This window comes from Chryseobacterium gallinarum, from assembly GCF_001021975.1.
Lineage (GTDB): Bacteria > Bacteroidota > Bacteroidia > Flavobacteriales > Weeksellaceae > Chryseobacterium > Chryseobacterium gallinarum.
On the sequence record NZ_CP009928.1, the window covers coordinates 2,010,894 to 2,028,325 of the forward strand.

The 17,432-nt window shown below is 36.6% G+C and carries 18 protein-coding genes; 5 read left to right on the plus strand and 13 right to left on the minus strand.

The features are described from left to right. The first annotated feature begins 20 nt into the window (after positions 1-20). The 3 genes from OK18_RS09030 (at position 21) to OK18_RS09045 (ending at position 1,998) form a co-directional block, all read left to right on the plus strand. Positions 21-518 carry a cupin domain-containing protein gene (locus OK18_RS09030; protein ID WP_050021602.1) on the plus strand — a complete coding sequence of 166 codons (498 nt, stop codon included), beginning with the start codon at positions 21-23 and terminating at the stop codon, positions 516-518. A gap of 500 nt (positions 519-1,018) precedes the next feature. Beyond that, positions 1,019-1,276 carry a hypothetical protein gene (locus tag OK18_RS09035; RefSeq protein WP_050021603.1) on the plus strand — a complete coding sequence of 86 codons (258 nt, stop codon included), beginning with the start codon at positions 1,019-1,021 and terminating at the stop codon, positions 1,274-1,276. A 449-nt stretch (positions 1,277-1,725) separates the two neighbouring features. Further along, positions 1,726-1,998, plus strand: a complete 273-nt coding sequence (locus tag OK18_RS09045) for a hypothetical protein (RefSeq protein WP_128572422.1) — start codon at positions 1,726-1,728, stop codon at positions 1,996-1,998. A gap of 1 nt (position 1,999) precedes the next feature. Here OK18_RS09045 and OK18_RS09050 read toward each other — a convergent pair whose 3' ends face one another. Next, on the minus strand, positions 2,000-2,467 hold the full coding sequence (locus OK18_RS09050) for a hypothetical protein (RefSeq protein WP_050021605.1): 468 nt from the start codon (positions 2,465-2,467) through the stop codon (positions 2,000-2,002). 128 nt (positions 2,468-2,595) lie between these two features. Between OK18_RS09050 and OK18_RS09055 the strand changes: the two genes are divergently transcribed. Beyond that, positions 2,596-2,979, plus strand: a complete 384-nt coding sequence (locus tag OK18_RS09055) for a DUF6876 family protein (RefSeq protein WP_050021606.1) — start codon at positions 2,596-2,598, stop codon at positions 2,977-2,979. Between the two features lie 120 nt (positions 2,980-3,099). Here OK18_RS09055 and OK18_RS09060 read toward each other — a convergent pair whose 3' ends face one another. The 5 genes from OK18_RS09060 to OK18_RS09080 form a co-directional block, all read right to left on the minus strand. After that, positions 3,100-5,790 carry a TonB-dependent receptor domain-containing protein gene (locus OK18_RS09060; protein ID WP_053327796.1) on the minus strand — a complete coding sequence of 897 codons (2,691 nt, stop codon included), beginning with the start codon at positions 5,788-5,790 and terminating at the stop codon, positions 3,100-3,102. Between the two features lie 200 nt (positions 5,791-5,990). Continuing rightward, positions 5,991-6,149: a hypothetical protein gene (locus OK18_RS21175; RefSeq protein WP_156173252.1), complete on the minus strand. Its 159-nt coding sequence runs from the start codon at positions 6,147-6,149 to the stop codon at positions 5,991-5,993. An 89-nt stretch (positions 6,150-6,238) separates the two neighbouring features. Beyond that, positions 6,239-6,880 carry a hypothetical protein gene (locus OK18_RS09070; RefSeq protein WP_228377715.1) on the minus strand — a complete coding sequence of 214 codons (642 nt, stop codon included), beginning with the start codon at positions 6,878-6,880 and terminating at the stop codon, positions 6,239-6,241. A gap of 78 nt (positions 6,881-6,958) precedes the next feature. Then, entirely contained in the window at positions 6,959-7,645 is a 687-nt protein-coding gene (locus OK18_RS09075) for a response regulator transcription factor (RefSeq protein WP_050021610.1), read from the minus strand. 148 nt (positions 7,646-7,793) lie between these two features. After that, the gene (locus OK18_RS09080; RefSeq protein WP_050021611.1) at positions 7,794-9,332 is read right to left on the minus strand and encodes a sensor histidine kinase; all 1,539 of its coding nucleotides are present in this window, start codon (positions 9,330-9,332) and stop codon (positions 7,794-7,796) included. A 197-nt stretch (positions 9,333-9,529) separates the two neighbouring features. Here OK18_RS09080 and OK18_RS09085 point away from each other — a divergent pair, with 197 nt between their 5' ends. Beyond that, on the plus strand, positions 9,530-10,018 hold the full coding sequence (locus tag OK18_RS09085) for an SRPBCC family protein (protein WP_053327799.1): 489 nt from the start codon (positions 9,530-9,532) through the stop codon (positions 10,016-10,018). Between the two features lie 95 nt (positions 10,019-10,113). Here OK18_RS09085 and OK18_RS09090 read toward each other — a convergent pair whose 3' ends face one another. From OK18_RS09090 to OK18_RS09120, 7 genes are all read right to left on the minus strand, one after another. Next, positions 10,114-10,941: a hypothetical protein gene (locus tag OK18_RS09090; protein ID WP_053327800.1), complete on the minus strand. Its 828-nt coding sequence runs from the start codon at positions 10,939-10,941 to the stop codon at positions 10,114-10,116. A 1-nt stretch (position 10,942) separates the two neighbouring features. Further along, on the minus strand, positions 10,943-11,782 hold the full coding sequence (locus OK18_RS09095) for a hypothetical protein (protein WP_053327801.1): 840 nt from the start codon (positions 11,780-11,782) through the stop codon (positions 10,943-10,945). 1 nt (position 11,783) lies between these two features. Continuing rightward, positions 11,784-12,674, minus strand: a complete 891-nt coding sequence (locus OK18_RS09100; protein ID WP_053327802.1) for a hypothetical protein — start codon at positions 12,672-12,674, stop codon at positions 11,784-11,786. 534 nt (positions 12,675-13,208) lie between these two features. Beyond that, on the minus strand, positions 13,209-13,547 hold the full coding sequence (locus tag OK18_RS09105) for a hypothetical protein (RefSeq protein WP_050021616.1): 339 nt from the start codon (positions 13,545-13,547) through the stop codon (positions 13,209-13,211). Between the two features lie 105 nt (positions 13,548-13,652). Continuing rightward, the gene (locus OK18_RS09110; protein ID WP_053327803.1) at positions 13,653-15,698 is read right to left on the minus strand and encodes a S9 family peptidase; all 2,046 of its coding nucleotides are present in this window, start codon (positions 15,696-15,698) and stop codon (positions 13,653-13,655) included. A gap of 173 nt (positions 15,699-15,871) precedes the next feature. Further along, a complete protein-coding gene (locus tag OK18_RS09115) occupies positions 15,872-16,612 on the minus strand; it encodes a uroporphyrinogen-III synthase (protein WP_034721908.1) in 741 nt (246 codons plus the stop codon). Positions 16,613-16,624: 12 nt separating this feature from the next. After that, positions 16,625-17,293: a DUF4271 domain-containing protein gene (locus OK18_RS09120; RefSeq protein ID WP_053327804.1), complete on the minus strand. Its 669-nt coding sequence runs from the start codon at positions 17,291-17,293 to the stop codon at positions 16,625-16,627. Positions 17,294-17,432 lie beyond the last annotated feature (139 nt).

The following is a 17,432-nucleotide window of genomic DNA, read 5'->3' on the forward strand; positions in this document are numbered from 1 at the left end:
TAATATAGAAATACAACTGTATGAGTACAGAAAAGAAAGAAATATTCGACAGAGTAGAAAAAATGCTGCAGGCACAAGGTTTTAATATTGCAGCACAGGATCAGACAAGACCATGGGGCGGTTTTTTTGTGATTGATGAAATCCAGGCACAGGATTTTGCCAACCAATACTTTGATGGGCTTGATGTAGAAAGCCTGCGAATAGGAGGAAAATTGAGCCCAAAAATTCTTATCGTTGCTCCCCAGGCAAGACTCAGCTGGCAGTATCATCACAGAAGAGCTGAAATCTGGCAGGTGGTAGAAGGAACAGTAGGAATTAAAAGGAGTAATACCGATGAAGAAGGTGAGCTGAAAGAATACCACCCGAAAGACCAGGTGAAACTTCAGCAGGGGGAAAGACACCGTCTTATTGGTCTCGACGGATGGGGAATTGTTGCAGAAATCTGGCAGCATACCGATGCCTCCAATCCTTCAGATGAAGATGATATTGTAAGGGTACAGGACGATTTTGGAAGATAGTCCGCCGTCAAAATAAATAAAATATCCCATTTTAGCAGCTTGATACTTATCAAGGCTAAAATGGGATTCTTTTTTATATGAGATTACATTAAATTCTGTCTTAATAGCTATTCTGATAAATAGGTATTTTTTTAATTTAAATAAATTTTTTGACTGATGTTTTACTTATAATTGGTGTATTTTGATTACAAAATTCTAAATTTTCCGAAAAAAATAACAGCGATATAGTGAATTATGGGCAGAAATAGGATTGTCGATTCTTTGGATTTTGTAGTATTGATGCAGGATTATTTGTTTTTTTGTTATTTTATTTAATTGTATTGATTTTTTTTGCAATTATGTAATGGTAACACAAGAATATTTATTACATTTGGTTTCAACAAATAGTGATATAAAATATTTTTATAAAATTATTTAAAGTAGGAAATATTATTATATTTTTTGTGGCTCAAATTTAAGAGGTAAGTCTTATCTTTAAGTTGTTAAAAAATATAATATATATGAAAGCAAGATTATTACTATCAGGAGTTTTATTACTATCTATTGTAACAGCATGTTCAGATAGAGAAGGAGAAATTGATGCACCAGCCGGTCAAAAAGGAGATAAAATTGAAATGAACAGAGCCGAAACTGCGAGATTTTTGGATGACTCCCTGATTAAAAAAGATAGTTTAAATGGAACCCACAGTAAAGAAGGAGACGTCAATGCAACAGCCCAGGAAACAATCGATCCAACAAAACCGGATCGGCCTAAATAAACTGACTATTGAAATAATAGCTTCAGCATTTGTCTTAATTTCAGCTATATTACCATTTCTGAATAATATAGTTGGATATTTTATTGATGTAAATGTCCAGTTAGATAATAATGCCGGAGAAAGAAGACTTGATCTTGATTCATCTATTTATTTTTTATCAATATCATCATGCTTTATATTATTAGCTTTAGGAGGCTTGTTTAAAGCCAACAGATATACTTTTTATGTGGCATTGGTGGCAGGTTATTTCCATTTGGTAACCTACATAAAATTCATATTTTTTAATCAGAATAAAATATCTGCAATAGCAGATATGGCTATTATATTGCTTCTGATACTGATCATTTTTTTAGTTTTTAGATTGGATAACTATTATAGAAAATTACATCTGCTTGATAAATTTAATAATAGTACGCTAGACAGGTTCTCTAATATTCTTTTTAAACGTAATGATATTAAAGAAAATGAATAGCCATAGAGAAAGATTAAAAATTCTTGTAGCACTTTCTGATAAATTATGGGAAGATTATTCTGAGACCCTTATCTCGGAGGAAGAATATCTAAAAAAGATTTATCTGGTAAAGAAAGAAATTAATAATGGATTTATAGCTACAATGCAGGATCTTGAGCTTTTTGCAAAAGACCTGGGATACCTCATTTTAAATACTCCTACAAAAACCCTTTTAGGAGGTTCAGAAAAAATAATTATTAATAGAAATTAGGTTATTTGGCTACAAGCTTGGCTAAGGTTAAGATTTCTTCCAAATACTTATTCTGCTGTAAGATCGCTTCGTCATATTTTTTCTCGATCCTTGAAATCTGGTTCTGGACAAATAAAATACTTTTATCCTGAGTATTATATTGTGCAAACAGATTGGCAAGTAAATCCCCCAGTTTTTCGTGCGTGTCTTCATGCTGAAGTTCGGCAGCCGGCTGATCTTTTCCCTGGTTTGAATGTAGATTCAATTCACCGTTACTGGTAATAAGCCATATCAGATTCTCATTTTCCTTTAACTCCGGATAAACAATCAAAATTTTTGCAAGTTTATCAACACCCAGGTCACTTTTCAATGCTGCTCCTTTAAAATTAGAGGAAGACATGCCTGTTTCTTTATAAAAAGTTTCCTTTTTAATGCCCTTTTTCTCAAGGAAAAAGAAAATTCTTTCTTTTATGGTTTGAATTTTGTCCATAATTTCTTAAATTGGTCTAAATTTAGACTATATTTGTCAAAGATAGAAAACAAATTTAACATAGCAATGTTAAATAATAAGGGAATAAAATTAATAATTAAACCAGAAATACAAAAATTAATAATTTCATGAGCACTAATAAGCATAACAAAGTTAAAAACTCGGCTAATGAACTATATGATATTTATACATTTCCGAATAAACTGCATGGGTATAAGAATGGGTACAAACTTACAGAAGGGGTAAATGATATAGCTGTTTATGAAAATTGTTTCTGGCTGCTGGACCTTATTGTAGATCAACAACTGTTTCCCGAGCTGGATGATGAAGTTCAGAACTGGGAACTTGAAAGGATCGGTGACAACCTGTTTAATCTCAGTTGCTCCTATGACAACGGAGAAACTGTTGAAGAAATTAAGGACCTAGAAGCTGATTTTTATTTTGATGATTTAAAAATTGTCAAAAAAGGTAATATATTTTGTCTTCCTATAGAGAAAGATCTTTATGACTAGCCTAAAATACCAGTATATATTAATTCTATATATTGTAAACCTGTAATTTTTTTAAAGTTTAATTTTTCGTAATGAAAAACAGCACCGGTCCGGTGCTGTTTTTGTTTTACGTAATAGAAATCAGAATGTTACATCAAGACCAACATAAAAATTAGCTTTCATGATCGGGGCATATACCATTCCACCATCAAAATAACTTCCAAATGGATTTTTAAAATCTACAATTGCATTTTTCTGATAATAGGAAGTCAGGTTTTCTCCACCCAGGTAAGCCCTGATCTTTTTATTAAAGTTTCTCGAAACCTGAGCATTCAATACAGCGTAGGATTCGGAATATACCGGCAACCGGAATTCTGCCGGATTGCTTGAGGTGTCCGGAAGTCTTTGTTTACCTACCCAGTTCAAAGTGGTATCAAAGCTCCAGAATCCTCCTTTGTCATTCTTATTGGTAGCATAGGCCAGGTTTACGAATCCTCTGTGTTTCGCCATGAAAGGGACTTCTCTTCTTCCTCCGGTATAATCTGCCTGTACATCATAATACTTATAAGCAAGCCTTACATCAAAGTTCCTGAAAGGAGTAAAATCCCATTGGGTCTGTAAAGAGTTGGCAAAAGATTTCCCTTCCAGGTTATAGAATGTAAGCTGCTGTGGAGACTGGTCCAGATCTACCAATACCTGATCCTGGAAATCCGTTCTGAAAAAATCAGCAATAATAGAAGATTTTCTTCCGAAAAGCTTAAATTCCTGTTGCAAGCTGGCACCATAATTCCATGCAATTTCAGGTTTTAATCCATAAATGTTTCCTCCATTCGGTATAATATTGATACTTCTGTTGGAAGCAAAATAGTGCTGGCTTTCAGCGAAAACATTTGCCGTTCTGAACCCTCTTCCTGCAGACAATCTCAGGATGGTCTGAGGAGTGATATCATATTTGAAATTTAATCTTGGGGTAAACTGTGTTCCTGCCAGGTTATGGAAATCAACCCTTGCGCCCGCTACTAAAGTATACTTTAGCCCTGTTAAAGTATATTCGGCAAAAATCCCGGGTACAATCTCATTTCTTCTGAAATCATCGGTAAGGTAGGTTTCTTTATAACCGTCATATAAAAAACTTGCTCCGGTTTTGTATTTATGATTGGTATTACCAATAATACTTTCAAAAATCAGATTGGAATAATAGGTATGCTGTTGTCCTGAATAATTCCTCAATCCAAAAAAACTGTCTTGCTGGTGATATACATACTGGTTCATCCAGCCAATACTCTGATAAGGCTTTCCTTTAAAAACATATCCTGTTTTGTTCCAGACCTGGAATCTTGAAATATCAATACCTACACCATATGCAGGCTGTTCGTTCTGAGCCAGTTTTTTATCAAAACCTATTTGCCCGGCTGTTCTCTCATCCCGGATAAAATTGATTCCGAAATGGGACCCGAATCCGGATTTTTCCAAATCATTATAGTTTAATAAGTAAGCTGCGTTGAGTTGTGTTCCTTTTGGCCTGTCCAGGAAACCATCGTGATTCATATCCGTATTTCCGAAGGTCCCGTTCCCATGCAGTAAAAATGTCTGTGACCATTTATCATTAATGGGAGATACGCTGGTAATGTTGGCTTCTGCCCTTCCGTTGAAGTCAGAAAAGAGGTTCAGGGAAGTCTCAGGAGCCTTTGCATTTTTCAAAAGTTCGGTGTTAATTTGTCCTGTTATACTTTCGTACCCGTTGGTTACCGTACTTCCTCCTTTGGTCAGCTGTATACTTTCTATCCATCTTCCCGGGATAAAGTTCAGTCCATAAGCAGAAGCCAGCCCACGAATTTCAGGAAGCTGCTCCTTAGTGAGGCTTGTATATTTTTGATCCAATCCAAGCATTTTTAATTGCTTGGTTCCGGTAACGGCATTGCTGAAAGAAACATCTACGGTTGCATTGGTCTCAAAGCTCTCCGATAAATTGCAACATGCAGCCTTTAAAAGTTCTTTTTTATCAATATTGAAGACAAGTCCGGTCTCTTTTTTATTTAAAGAAGTGGCCGCCCTGGAACCTGTTACAACAACACCGTCAATGCTTTTTTCCTTTTTGCTGTGAGATCCATCGGCAGGTGATGTTCCGTGTTCATCGTGGTTTTCATGTTTGGTGGCCTTCTCCTCATAATGTACTTTAGGATTAGCTTCTCCAAAGGTGAAATCCCTGTCGTACAGGCAACATCCGGGAAGACTGTTATAAACAGCGTCCGTTGCTTTGTACTTTTCATTGTCATGGCCTGCATCAGCAATGGCTTTTAAAATTTTATCTGATGAAGTTTTTGACGAATCGAAATTCAGGGTAACAGTTTGCTTTTCTGCATTCCATTCAGCGCCATCAGCCCCGGCATCTTTTGCAGCTTTTTCAATTCTTGCTTTGCATGAGGCGCAGTTCCCCCTTACATAAAATTCATTATTTTTTTTAGCAGGATGATGAGGGTAGGTTTCTGATTGAACAGGCTGAAGGTCTCTTTCGTAATGACAACATCCGGGAAGACCATCGTAGGTTGTATCAGGTGCTTTGAATTTTTCATTATCATGACCTGCCTCTGCTACTTTCTTTAAAATTTCATCTGCCGGAATATGATCTGTCTCCAGGGTCAGCGTCTGAAGATCTATGGAATAAACTGCTGTTTTTGCTCCTGCTTTTTTAGCTGCACCTTCTATTCTGGTTTTGCACATTTCACAGTTCCCTTTTACTCTGAACTGATTTTTTGAAAGGTTTTGAGCAGCAATAAATTGTGTAAATAAGAATAATGTACCAAGTAACAACCTGGAAATATATAATTTCATTGTTTAAAAGTTTAAATTAATTAAAAACGGTTCATTACAGGATGTAACAAACTTTGGGATTTTTAACTAACCTATTTTCGGCGGCTGCCATATTTCTTTTAAACGGTCTGATAAATAAGGATCTGAATATTGAAACTCCGGATTCTTATTGGCTTTATAATAAGAAAGTTCCAGCTGGAGGTTTTTAGAAAATGGGGTTTCTATATAAGTGAAACATGCAATACATGATGAGCAGCAATCATCATTACAGGACGGTTTTGAACCATTGTTTTTATGATCATTTTTTGAGCTGTGATCTTTGCAGCAATCACTTTTTCCAGTGTCTGCCTTGCAGCAGGTTTGTTGCATAGATTGGGCATAGAAGCTATCTTTAGGAACCAAGAAAATTCCTAAACAAAAAACTATTGCAAATAGGTGAAACAGCTTCATGACTGCAAAATTACAAAAATTATGGTAATGGATCACCAACTTTTACCGAACAGTTATGCCAGGGTTCTCCATGCGCAGGATTTGCTTTTGGTTTTTCTCCCATAGCCAGGTTTTGTTCTGCAGGAGCAGGAGTAGCTTGTGCTGTATTCTGGGCAGGTTGTGGAGCAGGAGCAGGTTTACTGTTTAAAGGTTGGCCTACAGGAATATCACACCGGTGTCCCGGCTGTCCGTGTGGAGGATTCATTCCCGGGGCTGTTTTTACTTGTTTGCCACTATTATCAATGGCAATTTTTCCGGGAGATACAGCATTGGGGTCAATCTGAATGGTATTGTTTCCGTTAACCGTTATATTCTGTGATACAGGAGCAGGTGATGGAGCCGGAGCGGAACTGCTGTTTAAAGGTTGTCCTACGGGAATGTCACATCGGTGTCCCGGCTGTCCGTGAGGAGGATTCATTCCGGGAGCGGTAGCAATAGGGGCTGGATTGGAAGCAGACTGAATGCCGGCCTGATCCATTAATGATGTTTTAGAAGTACTGTTAACAGCTATTCCGGGCTGCTGGGTGCCGGCTTCTTCCTGTATGTATGTTGCCCTTTCATCTTTTTTACAGGCAATGGTCAATAGTGATATGGCTATCAGGCCTAAAAATGTATTTTTCATATCCATAGGTATGAAACAAAATTAGCAAAACATTTTTAATTGTTTTGCTAATTTTTTATTTATAATCCGGTTTTTGAATTAATTTTTCACTAAAAGTCTGAATCCTTCTCCGTGTACGTTGATGATTTCTAACCCTTCGTCATCTTTTAATAATTTACGAAGCTTGGCAATATAAACATCCATACTTCTTGCCGTAAAATAATTTTCCTTCTTCCAGATCTTTCTTAAAGCAAGATCTCTTGGCATGAAATCATTTCTATGGACACAAAGAAGTTTTAAAAGTTCATTTTCTTTCGGAGAAAGCTTGTATTCTTTGTCTCCTACTTTTAACTGTCTCAGCATTGAATCGAAGAAAATATTACTGATTTTGAACTGTTCCTGTTCTTCATTTTCCAATGTAGAGCTTCTTTGAAGAATTGCTTTGATTTTGTATAGAAGAAGTTCGGTATCAAATGGCTTTGTAATATAATCATCAGCACCCAGCTGATATCCTTTTAAAATATCCTCTCTCATGTTTCTTGCGGTAAGGAAAATGATCGGTGTATTTTTATCAATCTTTTTTACATCCTCAGCTAATGAAAAACCGTCTTTTTTAGGCATCATCACATCAAAAATACAGATGTCAAATTCATTTTCTGTAAATTCCTTAAGACCCTGTTCTCCATCTGTTGCAAGGGTAACTTCAAAATTATTGATCGTTAAATAATCTTTCAGTACCGCTCCAAAACTCTGATCGTCCTCTACTAATAATATTCTGTTGCTCATAATTTTAATAATTAAAAATTAATAAATAAGAATGAACGTTCTCACTCTATCTTCCTATATTTTGTTATTGGTTATACAATTTATTATAACTGTTATATGACCATTGCCGTCCGGCTATAGATCACTGCTCGTCTTATTGCTTGTTCACTTAGCTCATCGGGAGTTTGATGGTAAACTTGCTTCCTTTTCCTTTGTGAGAGTCTACTATAATCTGTCCTTTATGCAGTTCCACAATTTTTTTCACATAAGACAGTCCCAGACCCTGTCCTTTTACATTATGAATATTCCCGGTTTCTTCCCGGAAGAATTTTTCAAAAATCTTTGTTTTATTCTGGGTTTCCATTCCCATTCCTTTATCCGACACCTCAATCACATACCAGTGTCCTTCATTTTTTGTTTCTACATGTATTTCGGGTGCTTCAGGGGAATATTTGTTGGCATTATCCAATAAGTTGACCAGCATATTGGAAATGTGGAATTCATCTATCTTAAAAATATAATTCGTTGCATTAAACTTTTGGGTAAGAGAGCCGTTTCTTTGCTCTACGATAAGATTAAAAGACTCTGTCGTTTTTTTGATCAGTTCCCTTACGTTGGTCTCTTTCAGGAATAGTTCTACTTCGTTTCTTTCTAGCTTGGACATATTAAGAACATTTTCTACCTGCTTTTTCATTCTTAGATTTTCCTGCTTGATCAGTTCAGAATAATATTTTACTTTATCCGGGTTTGTTGCAATTTTATCATTGGCCAAAGAATCCGTAGCTACTGAAATAGTCGCCAGAGGAGTTTTAAATTCATGCGACATATTGTTGATAAAGTCTGTTTTTACTTCAGCAAGCTTCTTCTGCCTCATCATATAATTGATGGAAATAATATAAATCCCTAAAATGGTAAGTAATGAAAGAAACGTCCCCAATAACATCGGCCAGTTATTCATTGCCAGGGAATATTCTTTCTTGGGAAAAACCAATGCCAGGCTATAAAGCGTACGGTCTTTTTTATCCGTAAAAAGAGGATAAGTATAAGTGTTGTTGTCCTTTTTCTCTTTATATACTTTATTGGCTACACTGGTAAGCTTGTTGTTTTTATCAACAACGCCATACCCGAATTTGGCAGTAATACCCCTTATTTTAAGCTCTTTAGCAATTACAGAATCAAGAATAACCGGATCAACTCTTTTAGCAATCGGCAGATTATTTCCATATACTTTTACAAACTCCTTGATGGCGTAATCTCCATTTTCAATATCCGTATTCAGATCGGCTGTAAGGAGCTCACGGTTTGTGGTGTCTCTTTTAATCTTATAAGCTGCTTCATCCGTATACAAAGTTGTCAGCTTTACAGAATCCCCTTTTTGCGAGATCGGCAGCTGCGTTTTTGAAATGATATTTTTTGAATAGATAATTTGTCTCTGGGTTCCGGAATCTTCTACCTGCTGAATGGTGGTTAAAGAAGGCTGACTATTGTTGGCGAGGATTGTATTTCTATTGTCTTTACTCAGATATTTGTCGGCCTCAATTTCCTCTATACTCTTTGAGGTATTTTCCAGGGCGGAATAAACTTTATTGGAAAAATCCTGTTCCAGCGCACCGTAATAGCCTTTCAACCAATAAAATTGGAGCGTTACAAAAACAATCAGTGAGATCGTCATAAACACCGAAATTATTGGGATGAACTTATTATTCATTATTGTAACTTATATATATTCGAAAAATGAATGTTAAAATTAATTGTTTTAAGACTTCATAAACAAAAAACGAGCCAAAAAATTGTATTTTTTTTCTTAAAACAGAGTTTTTTAACAATTATTTATGAATATGTATTACTTGTCATAGAAAAAGTCCGGTCAATAAATAAAATATTACCTTTATTAAAATATTATTTATGAAATCTAATATTGTTTTCAACAAAGATTTTGATTCAAATACTGCTTATGTAATGAAAATTTACAATGCAGATGTTTCAAAAGTATGGAATTATTTCACCCTGCCCGAATTGTTGGATCAGTGGTGGGGCCCAAAGCCCTGGAGATGCGAAACGCTGCGTCAGGATTTTAAAGAAGGTGGAATCTGGCTGTATGCGATGGTGGGACCTGATGGAGAGAAACATTACTCTCAGTCTCAGTACGGTGAGATCATAGAACACCGAAGCCTGGATTGGATGAGTGCTTTCTGTGATGAAAAAGGAATGATCAATGAAGATTTTCCCAGGTCAAAATGGCTGATTGGCTTTACGGGAGTAGAAGAAGGAACCAAAGTGACAGTCAATATTCATTATCAGTCAGCGGAAATAATGAAAAAAATGTTTGATATGGGCTTTGAAGAAGGCTTTACCATGGGACTGAATCAGCTTGAAGAAATTATCGGAAATTAGTCAGTGAGATGGCGAGTAAACATCGGTAATAAAAGCAGGGCTTTCGTAGAAAGGTTCCTGCTTTTATTACTTTAATGTTCAGATGATTGTTGGAATCATAGCTTTTCTATACTTATAAAAGTTCCGTCTGTAGGAATAATTTTATAGACATCGGCAACGGTGAGAATAGAAACACCTCCTGAAACCTGTACCTTAAGCTGATCTCCTTTATCAAACATGGCAAGGAACTCCATCGTTCCTACTCTGTTGGCTCCGGCTGTAATGAGAATAGCTTCATTTAAAGAAACATCATTTCGGGCGAGCACATTTCCGTTTTTAAGAGCTCTGAAAGAAATGGTCGGCGGGCTCACGTGCAATCCCGACGTTTTTACCTTTAAACTGATAAGCACTTTATAAAAGCCAGATTCTCTGAAAGTGAAGTTAGTAAAGTTATTGTTCACTGTTCCCTGAGGATCGATAATACCTAGTTTATCGATATCTGATGTGCTGTTATAGAATCCGAACGGAACATCTTTCTGTCCACAACCGATAAGTATACAGGCTACAGAGGGCAATTCGTTTTCCGGCATTGCCGGATTCATGCTGGCACGGGTTATTCTGCCTCCGTCTTCATAAAAAGTGGGTTTCCATTTTTCACCATCATATACCACCACTCTTTTGATATCTTTCTGATACATGATCATTCCCTGCATAGTGGGGTCATCGTCAAAGTGATCGGCCTGATGTATGTTATATAAAGGTAAGGCAGATTCGGTTTCAGCTGTTGGAATAATCATTCCTTTGGAGGTGTCAGGATGATCTTCTTTATTGACAACAGTAAGCATGGAATGGGAACTTGGAGTTGAATGACTGCCTATGATAACCTGGGAAAATGCCAGCTTTGCGGTTAGCAATAACCCGATGGTATATATATTCTTTCTCATATTAATTTAATTTTTCAATGTATAAAAAGGTATCCTTATCGCTCATTTTAAAGGTAACTCCTGTTCCTACATTCAATCCGGTATCAGCTTGGATGCCTGCTCTCAGACGGATTTGATCTCCGGCATGTAGAAATTTTATAGTGGAAAAACTGTTGATGGAATTGGAGCTACCTGCTGTGACCAGTAATCCATATAAGAGAAAGCTGTTTTCATGTATTTTTTGCCAGCCGTCTCCCTGGGCATTCACGTACAGAGCCTGCAGGGAAACAATAGTAGCTGCATTACCTACAGATAAGCCTCCGGCACTACTTGTTTTTACCGATGGATTGATTCTGTAAAAACCATCGGCCGGAATGGTAATTTCTCCGTTAGAATTGACGGTTACTCCCAGATTATTTACATTATTCCTGTCAATATCATTGAGAACGTTAAATACTAAGGTTGGACGCCCCGTAATTCCTAATACGTTGGCAACAGTATGATCTGAAGCGTTAGAGCCCAGTATGCTTACATTTTTATAATTTTTAATACTTTTTTCTGTAGCGGCTATCCATCTGTATCCATCGTATTTTACAACATCTCTAATTTCTTTATTATAAAACACGAGCCCGTTATCTTTAGGGCTGTTTTCATACAGATCAGGTAATGCGGAATTATAATGGGGAAGTTCAGTATGGTTTTCCACGACAGGGAGCATGATGCCTTTTGTATTGCTTTCTACATGTAATACAGCTCTTGGATGTATGATTTCAGGTCTGTTGCCCATTTTTACCTGAGCATATCCCCATTGTCCTGTAGTGATCAGAATAATGGTTTTGAGGGTAATTGTTTTTATGGTCATTTTAATCGCTTATTTTAGTGAACATTATTTCTCGTGGATAATATTTGGCAATATTAATCCCCGTGGCGGCCGTTAAAGTAACCACTACAGATACTGTTGCCAGGGGAGAATGTATCCTGGATATGATATAGTCTCCGGCTTTCAAACGAATTCTGGTGGTGGTAAACGCTGCAGTGTTGGTATCGCCGCCAATACCAAGGATTCCATAATAATCAGGGAAGAAAGTACTGAGTTTTGCCTCACTGTAACTTCCGTCATCCTGCTTTAGATAAGCTCTTAACTGATATTGAGGTCCGCTCGTTAAAGAAACGGCTCCACCGGTTTTCGATGGAATATTCAGATAGATATCATAGACACCGGGTTCATTAATTACAAATTTTGCGTTATCAAAACTTTTGTCGCCATATAAGCCTCCTCCCGGTACTATGGCTGTCTCCCTTGTTATATTAAGGTTATTATAAGACTGGATGCCATCAACCGGCGCACTGAATCCCAGGCCTACGTGCCGCCCACATCCGAGAAGGACGCAAACCACACTCGTCTCTTCATTGGCCGTAGATAGAAACCTGCTTTGCTTTTTATTGAAACCGGAAGCTGCAGGTGCAGGCTCGTTATTCCATTGCGTTCCGTCATAAGAGTAAAAGGTAGCATGCGTCTTTTCAAACATCATCATTCCTGTCATTTCTTTATCAGGAGCTGCATTGTAGAGGGGAAGGTTTTCCGGAGTGGAAACTTCGGGGAGTAACATTCCCCAACTTTTTCCGCCATATTGGCCATCTACCTGTAAAATAGCTTTACTGTGAATCCCGGCACTTTTGTTTTTTGAAATTCCTACTTGTGGAAAGGCCAGACTAAAAATGATCAACATCAAAGAAGTGTTAATTTTTTTCATATTCGATTCTATTTAATTTTAAAATCCGTTTTGTTCAGAAGTATTTTTTGAAATACATGGTTTTCAATTTTTTAGATGGTGTATTTTTATTCAATATTTTATCTGTCCGTATTCATAGAATGAATCGGATATACATGGGTTGCCTTTTTTTCCAAACCTGGGGTTTGAAGAAATTGACCATAATATTCTGAGGGAAATCAGCGCACAGCAAAAGGGCTGAAAGAATGTGGTCTGGTGAGCCTAAAATACAAAACTAATATGGTATAAACGCCCTGTTTATGGGAGAAAATGCAATTTTTTTGTTGATCACAATGAAATGAAGAACAAAGAAAAGTCCATTTTAAATTGTAATATATTGGGAATGAACACGAATCCTATGTTAACTAAATGTTATTTACAATATGGTATTTATTAACAAATTGTTCATTTTTAATGAAAAATGCAGGCCTTAAAGCCTGCATTTGGTAGTATTTCATGAGGTTCTGCGGATTACCGGTTCCCTAAAACAGGCGTCAATCCACGGATACAGCTCTTTTAAATCAATTCTTCCTCCTGGAAATATTGAATAATTGCTTTTTTCATAAGCAAAGTTTGCTCGTTAGGTTTAAGCTCCGGAAGGTCTTCCAGCTTTTCAAACTGTGGCCATCCGTCTTCATAGTGGGTGAACTTATAATACCCAAAAGGCTCCAGCAGCCTGCATACGGCAATATGAATCAGGTTGACTTTGTCATCTTTGGTATATTTCTGCTGTCCACTCCCCAGTTCCTGCAGTCCTATTAAAAACAACAGGGTTTCAATCGGGGGATTTTTTTCAGTCTGGAAGTTATCTTCAAAAAACTGTTCTATCTTTTTCCAATATTCGGACTCGTTCATATAATTGATAAATGATGATTAATAATTAATGTTGTTACTGTTTAATTTCTTCCTTTGGTTATTTTTAAAAGGAGAAGTTATCTTAATCTTATATGATTAACTCTTTTATCCTTTGTTATCAATCTTCAATAAAAACGCATATTCAAGCGCATCTTCTTTCAGGGATTCAAATCTTCCGCTTGCACCGCCATGACCTGAGCTCATATCTGTTTTAAAGATCAGAATGTTATTGTCTGTCTTGAGTTCTCTCAGTTTTGCAGTCCATTTTGCAGGCTCCCAATACTGAACCTGTGAATCATGAAAGCCTGTTGTAATAAGCATATGCGGATATTCTTTAGCTTCTACATTGTCATAAGGAGAATATTCTTTCATATACTGGTAATATTCTTTATCATTTGGATTTCCCCATTCATCATATTCTCCGGTGGTTAAAGGAATGGTGTCATCCAGCATGGTTGTTACCACATCTACAAAAGGAACCTGTGCTACAATTCCGTTAAACAACCGGGGTTCGTAATTAACCACAGCTCCTACCAAAAGGCCACCAGCGCTGCCGCCCATAGCATACATGTGTTTTGATGACGTGTAATTCTCTTTGATCAGATATTTCCCGGCATCAATAAAATCAAAGAATGTATTTTTCTTAAACAGCATTTTTCCGTCTTCGTACCACTCCCTTCCCAGGTATTCTCCACCACGGATATGAGCAATGGCATAAATAAAGCCACGGTCAAGAAGGGATAACCTTACATTTGAAAAGCTTGCATCCACAGTATGTCCATAGCTGCCATAACCATATAATAAAAGCGGAGTATCGGCAGATTTCTGAGTGTCTTTATGGTAAACTAGAGAAACCGGAATTTTCGTTTTACCATCCCGGGAATCAGCCCAGATTCTTTCAGAGATATAATTTTCAGGAAAAAACTTTCCGCCCAAAACTTCCTGTTGTTTTAAAAGCTTTGTTGTCTTTTCTTTCATATTATACTCATAGGTAGAGCTTGGCTGAGTCAGAGAAGTATAGCCATAGCGTAATACTTCCGTATCAAATTCCAGATTGATGCCAATATAGGCGGTGTAAGTAGGATCTGAGAAAGGGAGATAATAAGATTCCTGTTTTTTTTCATCAATAATCCTGATTTGGAGCAGGCCTTTTTCTCTTTCTTCAAGGACAAGATAATCCTTAAAAATTTCAAAGCCTTCCAATAAAACTTCAGCCCGGTGCGGAATTACATCTACCCAGTTTTCCATACCACAATGGTTGATCTTTGTTTTTACAATTTTGAAATTGAAAGCATCATCAGCGTTTGTGATGATATAGAATTCATCCTCATAATGCTCTACGGAATATTCCAGGTCATCTATTCTTGGCTGAATAATTGTCCAGTCAGCAAAAACATTATCTGCAGGAATGAAACGGTGCTCATCTGAGATAGTACTGGAACTTGCGATAAAAATATATTGTAAAGATTTTGTTTTAAAAACATTGACGTCAAAAGTTTCATCCTCTTCGTGGAAAATCAAAACATCTTCTGATGCATCAGTGCCCAGTTCATGTCTATACACCTGAAAGGCCCGGAGGCTTTTATCCTTTCTGATATAAAAAACATGTTTGTTATCATTAGCCCATACTGCTTTTCCGGTTGTATTGAGAATCTGGTCAGGGAGGATTTCTCCTGTTTTTAAATTTTTGAAGTTCAGGGTATAGATTCTTCTTCCTACATCATCGGCCGAAAAAGAGGCCAGTTCATTATCAGGGCTTACGGCAACGCTTCCCACTTCGAAATACTCTTTACCTTCTGCCAGTATATTAACATCCAGTACAATTTCTTCCTGATGATCCAGGCTTTGGTATTTTCTGCAGAAAATGGGGTATTCTTTGCCTTCTTCGTAACGTACGATATACCAATATTCATTGAAGAAGTAAGGAAGGGATTCGTCATCTTTTTTGTAACGTGCTTTCATTTCTTCAAAAAGCTCTTCCTGAAGGGCTTCAGTGTCTTTCATGATGAATTCTTCGTAAGCATTTTCTTCTTCAAGATATTTGATGACTTCGGGATTTTCCCTCTCGTTGAGCCAGAAGTAATTGTCAATTCTTCTGTCGCCATGAGTTTCTAATATTTTTTCTATTTTTTTTGCTTGTGGAGCTTTCATCCGGATAATTTAATGGTTTATTTGAGGTCAGGTCCGTCCTTTTTTATTTTTCCTTTTGAAAACCTTTAATAAAGGACGTTTCATTTAATATTAATTTTTGTTCAAATTTAGTTAAAAAAAAACCATCTTTCCTCGTATTGAAAAGATGGCAGTTTTATTTTCGGGTTTAAAGACTACTTGTGAAGTGCTTTAATATATTTTTCAAGGGCCATAGTCATGGATGGTGTTTCCTTCGTAGGGGCCATTAAATCTACTTTTAATCCGGCTTCTTCCGCAGCAGCCAGCGTGGTGTTTCCAAAAACTCCGATCTTTGTTTCATCCTGTTTGAAATCAGGGAAGTTCTGTTGCAGAGACTTGATGCCCTGGGGGCTGAAGAAGATCAGCATATCGTAGTCCTTAATGTTGATATCAGTCAGGTCACTGCATACGGTACGGTACATAATGGCCCTTGTCCATTCAACATTGGCAGAATCCAGAGTCTTCACAATATCCGGACTTAAAACATCTGAAGATGGCAACAGGTATTTTTCAGTTGGGAATTTTTTAAAAAGAGGAAGCAGGTCAGAGAAATTTTTCTCCCCGAAGCTGATTTTTCTTTTTCTGTAGACAATATGTTTCTGCAGATAATTGGCAATGGCTTCCGACTGGCAGATATATCTCATCGTATCAGGAACTGCAAAACGCAGCTCTTCTGCCAATCTGAAATAATGGTCAATCGCATTCTTACTGGTAAAAATAATTCCAGTGTATTGCGTCAGATCTATTTTCTGAGTTCTCAGTTCTTTATTGTCAACTCCTTCGACATGGATAAATGGACGGAAATCAATCTTTATTTTTTCCTTCTTCGCAATATCCAAGTATGGAGAAGATTCACTAGGCGCTGGTTGAGAAACCAATATGGACTTTATTCTCATCATTGACATTTATTAAAAAAATAACAACTTCCAAAGCAGTAATAATGGTGCGATTTGGAGGGTGCAAATATACAAAAATTTATAATACCATTTTTCCGGAAGAATCTTGTTCTTGTGAAATAAGTAGAAAAATACTTTGAAAATGAACACAAAAGAAAAGAAACAGAAGTAGTATAAAAACATTTTATTTCTGTCGATAGGGAAGTAATAATGGGCTACACATAAGATTATCAGTAAAAATGACAGGATGAAATAAAATTTGGTAGAGGTAAAATAAAAAATTGTCCATTTTTTTCCATCTCCTATACTTTGATAAAATAAAAATCCTAATGCTGATTTTATACCATAAAAAAATACAACGATCAGGAAGGTATATCCAAATTTATTCAGCTGATAGCCCAGTACCTGCAAATCCGCAATATATTTCGGAACCACAGGAATGTATTGTGAAATTAAAACAGAAAGGGTAAGAGCCGTTACACAAGAGGTAATGAACCAGCTTGGCAGGTTATTGCTTGCATCAAAGTATTTTTGAAGCAGAAAATCTTTCAGGCTGGCGTCTCTTTCTATGATGTTCATCATAAAAACATATAAAAATATACAACCCACGAGGATGAAGATTACCCAATCGTTGTTCTCAGGTATTCTTACATGATTGATGAAGTTTTGTGATGACGGCAAATTTTACGTTTTTTGGGGTTATTAACGGCAAACAACATAGCTGGCATAGATTTCTCTTTTAACCTGATCTGTGAATCTGACGTTAAAATATATTATCATTAATTACAAATTATCAGAACAGCTGAATAACGCTTTCATT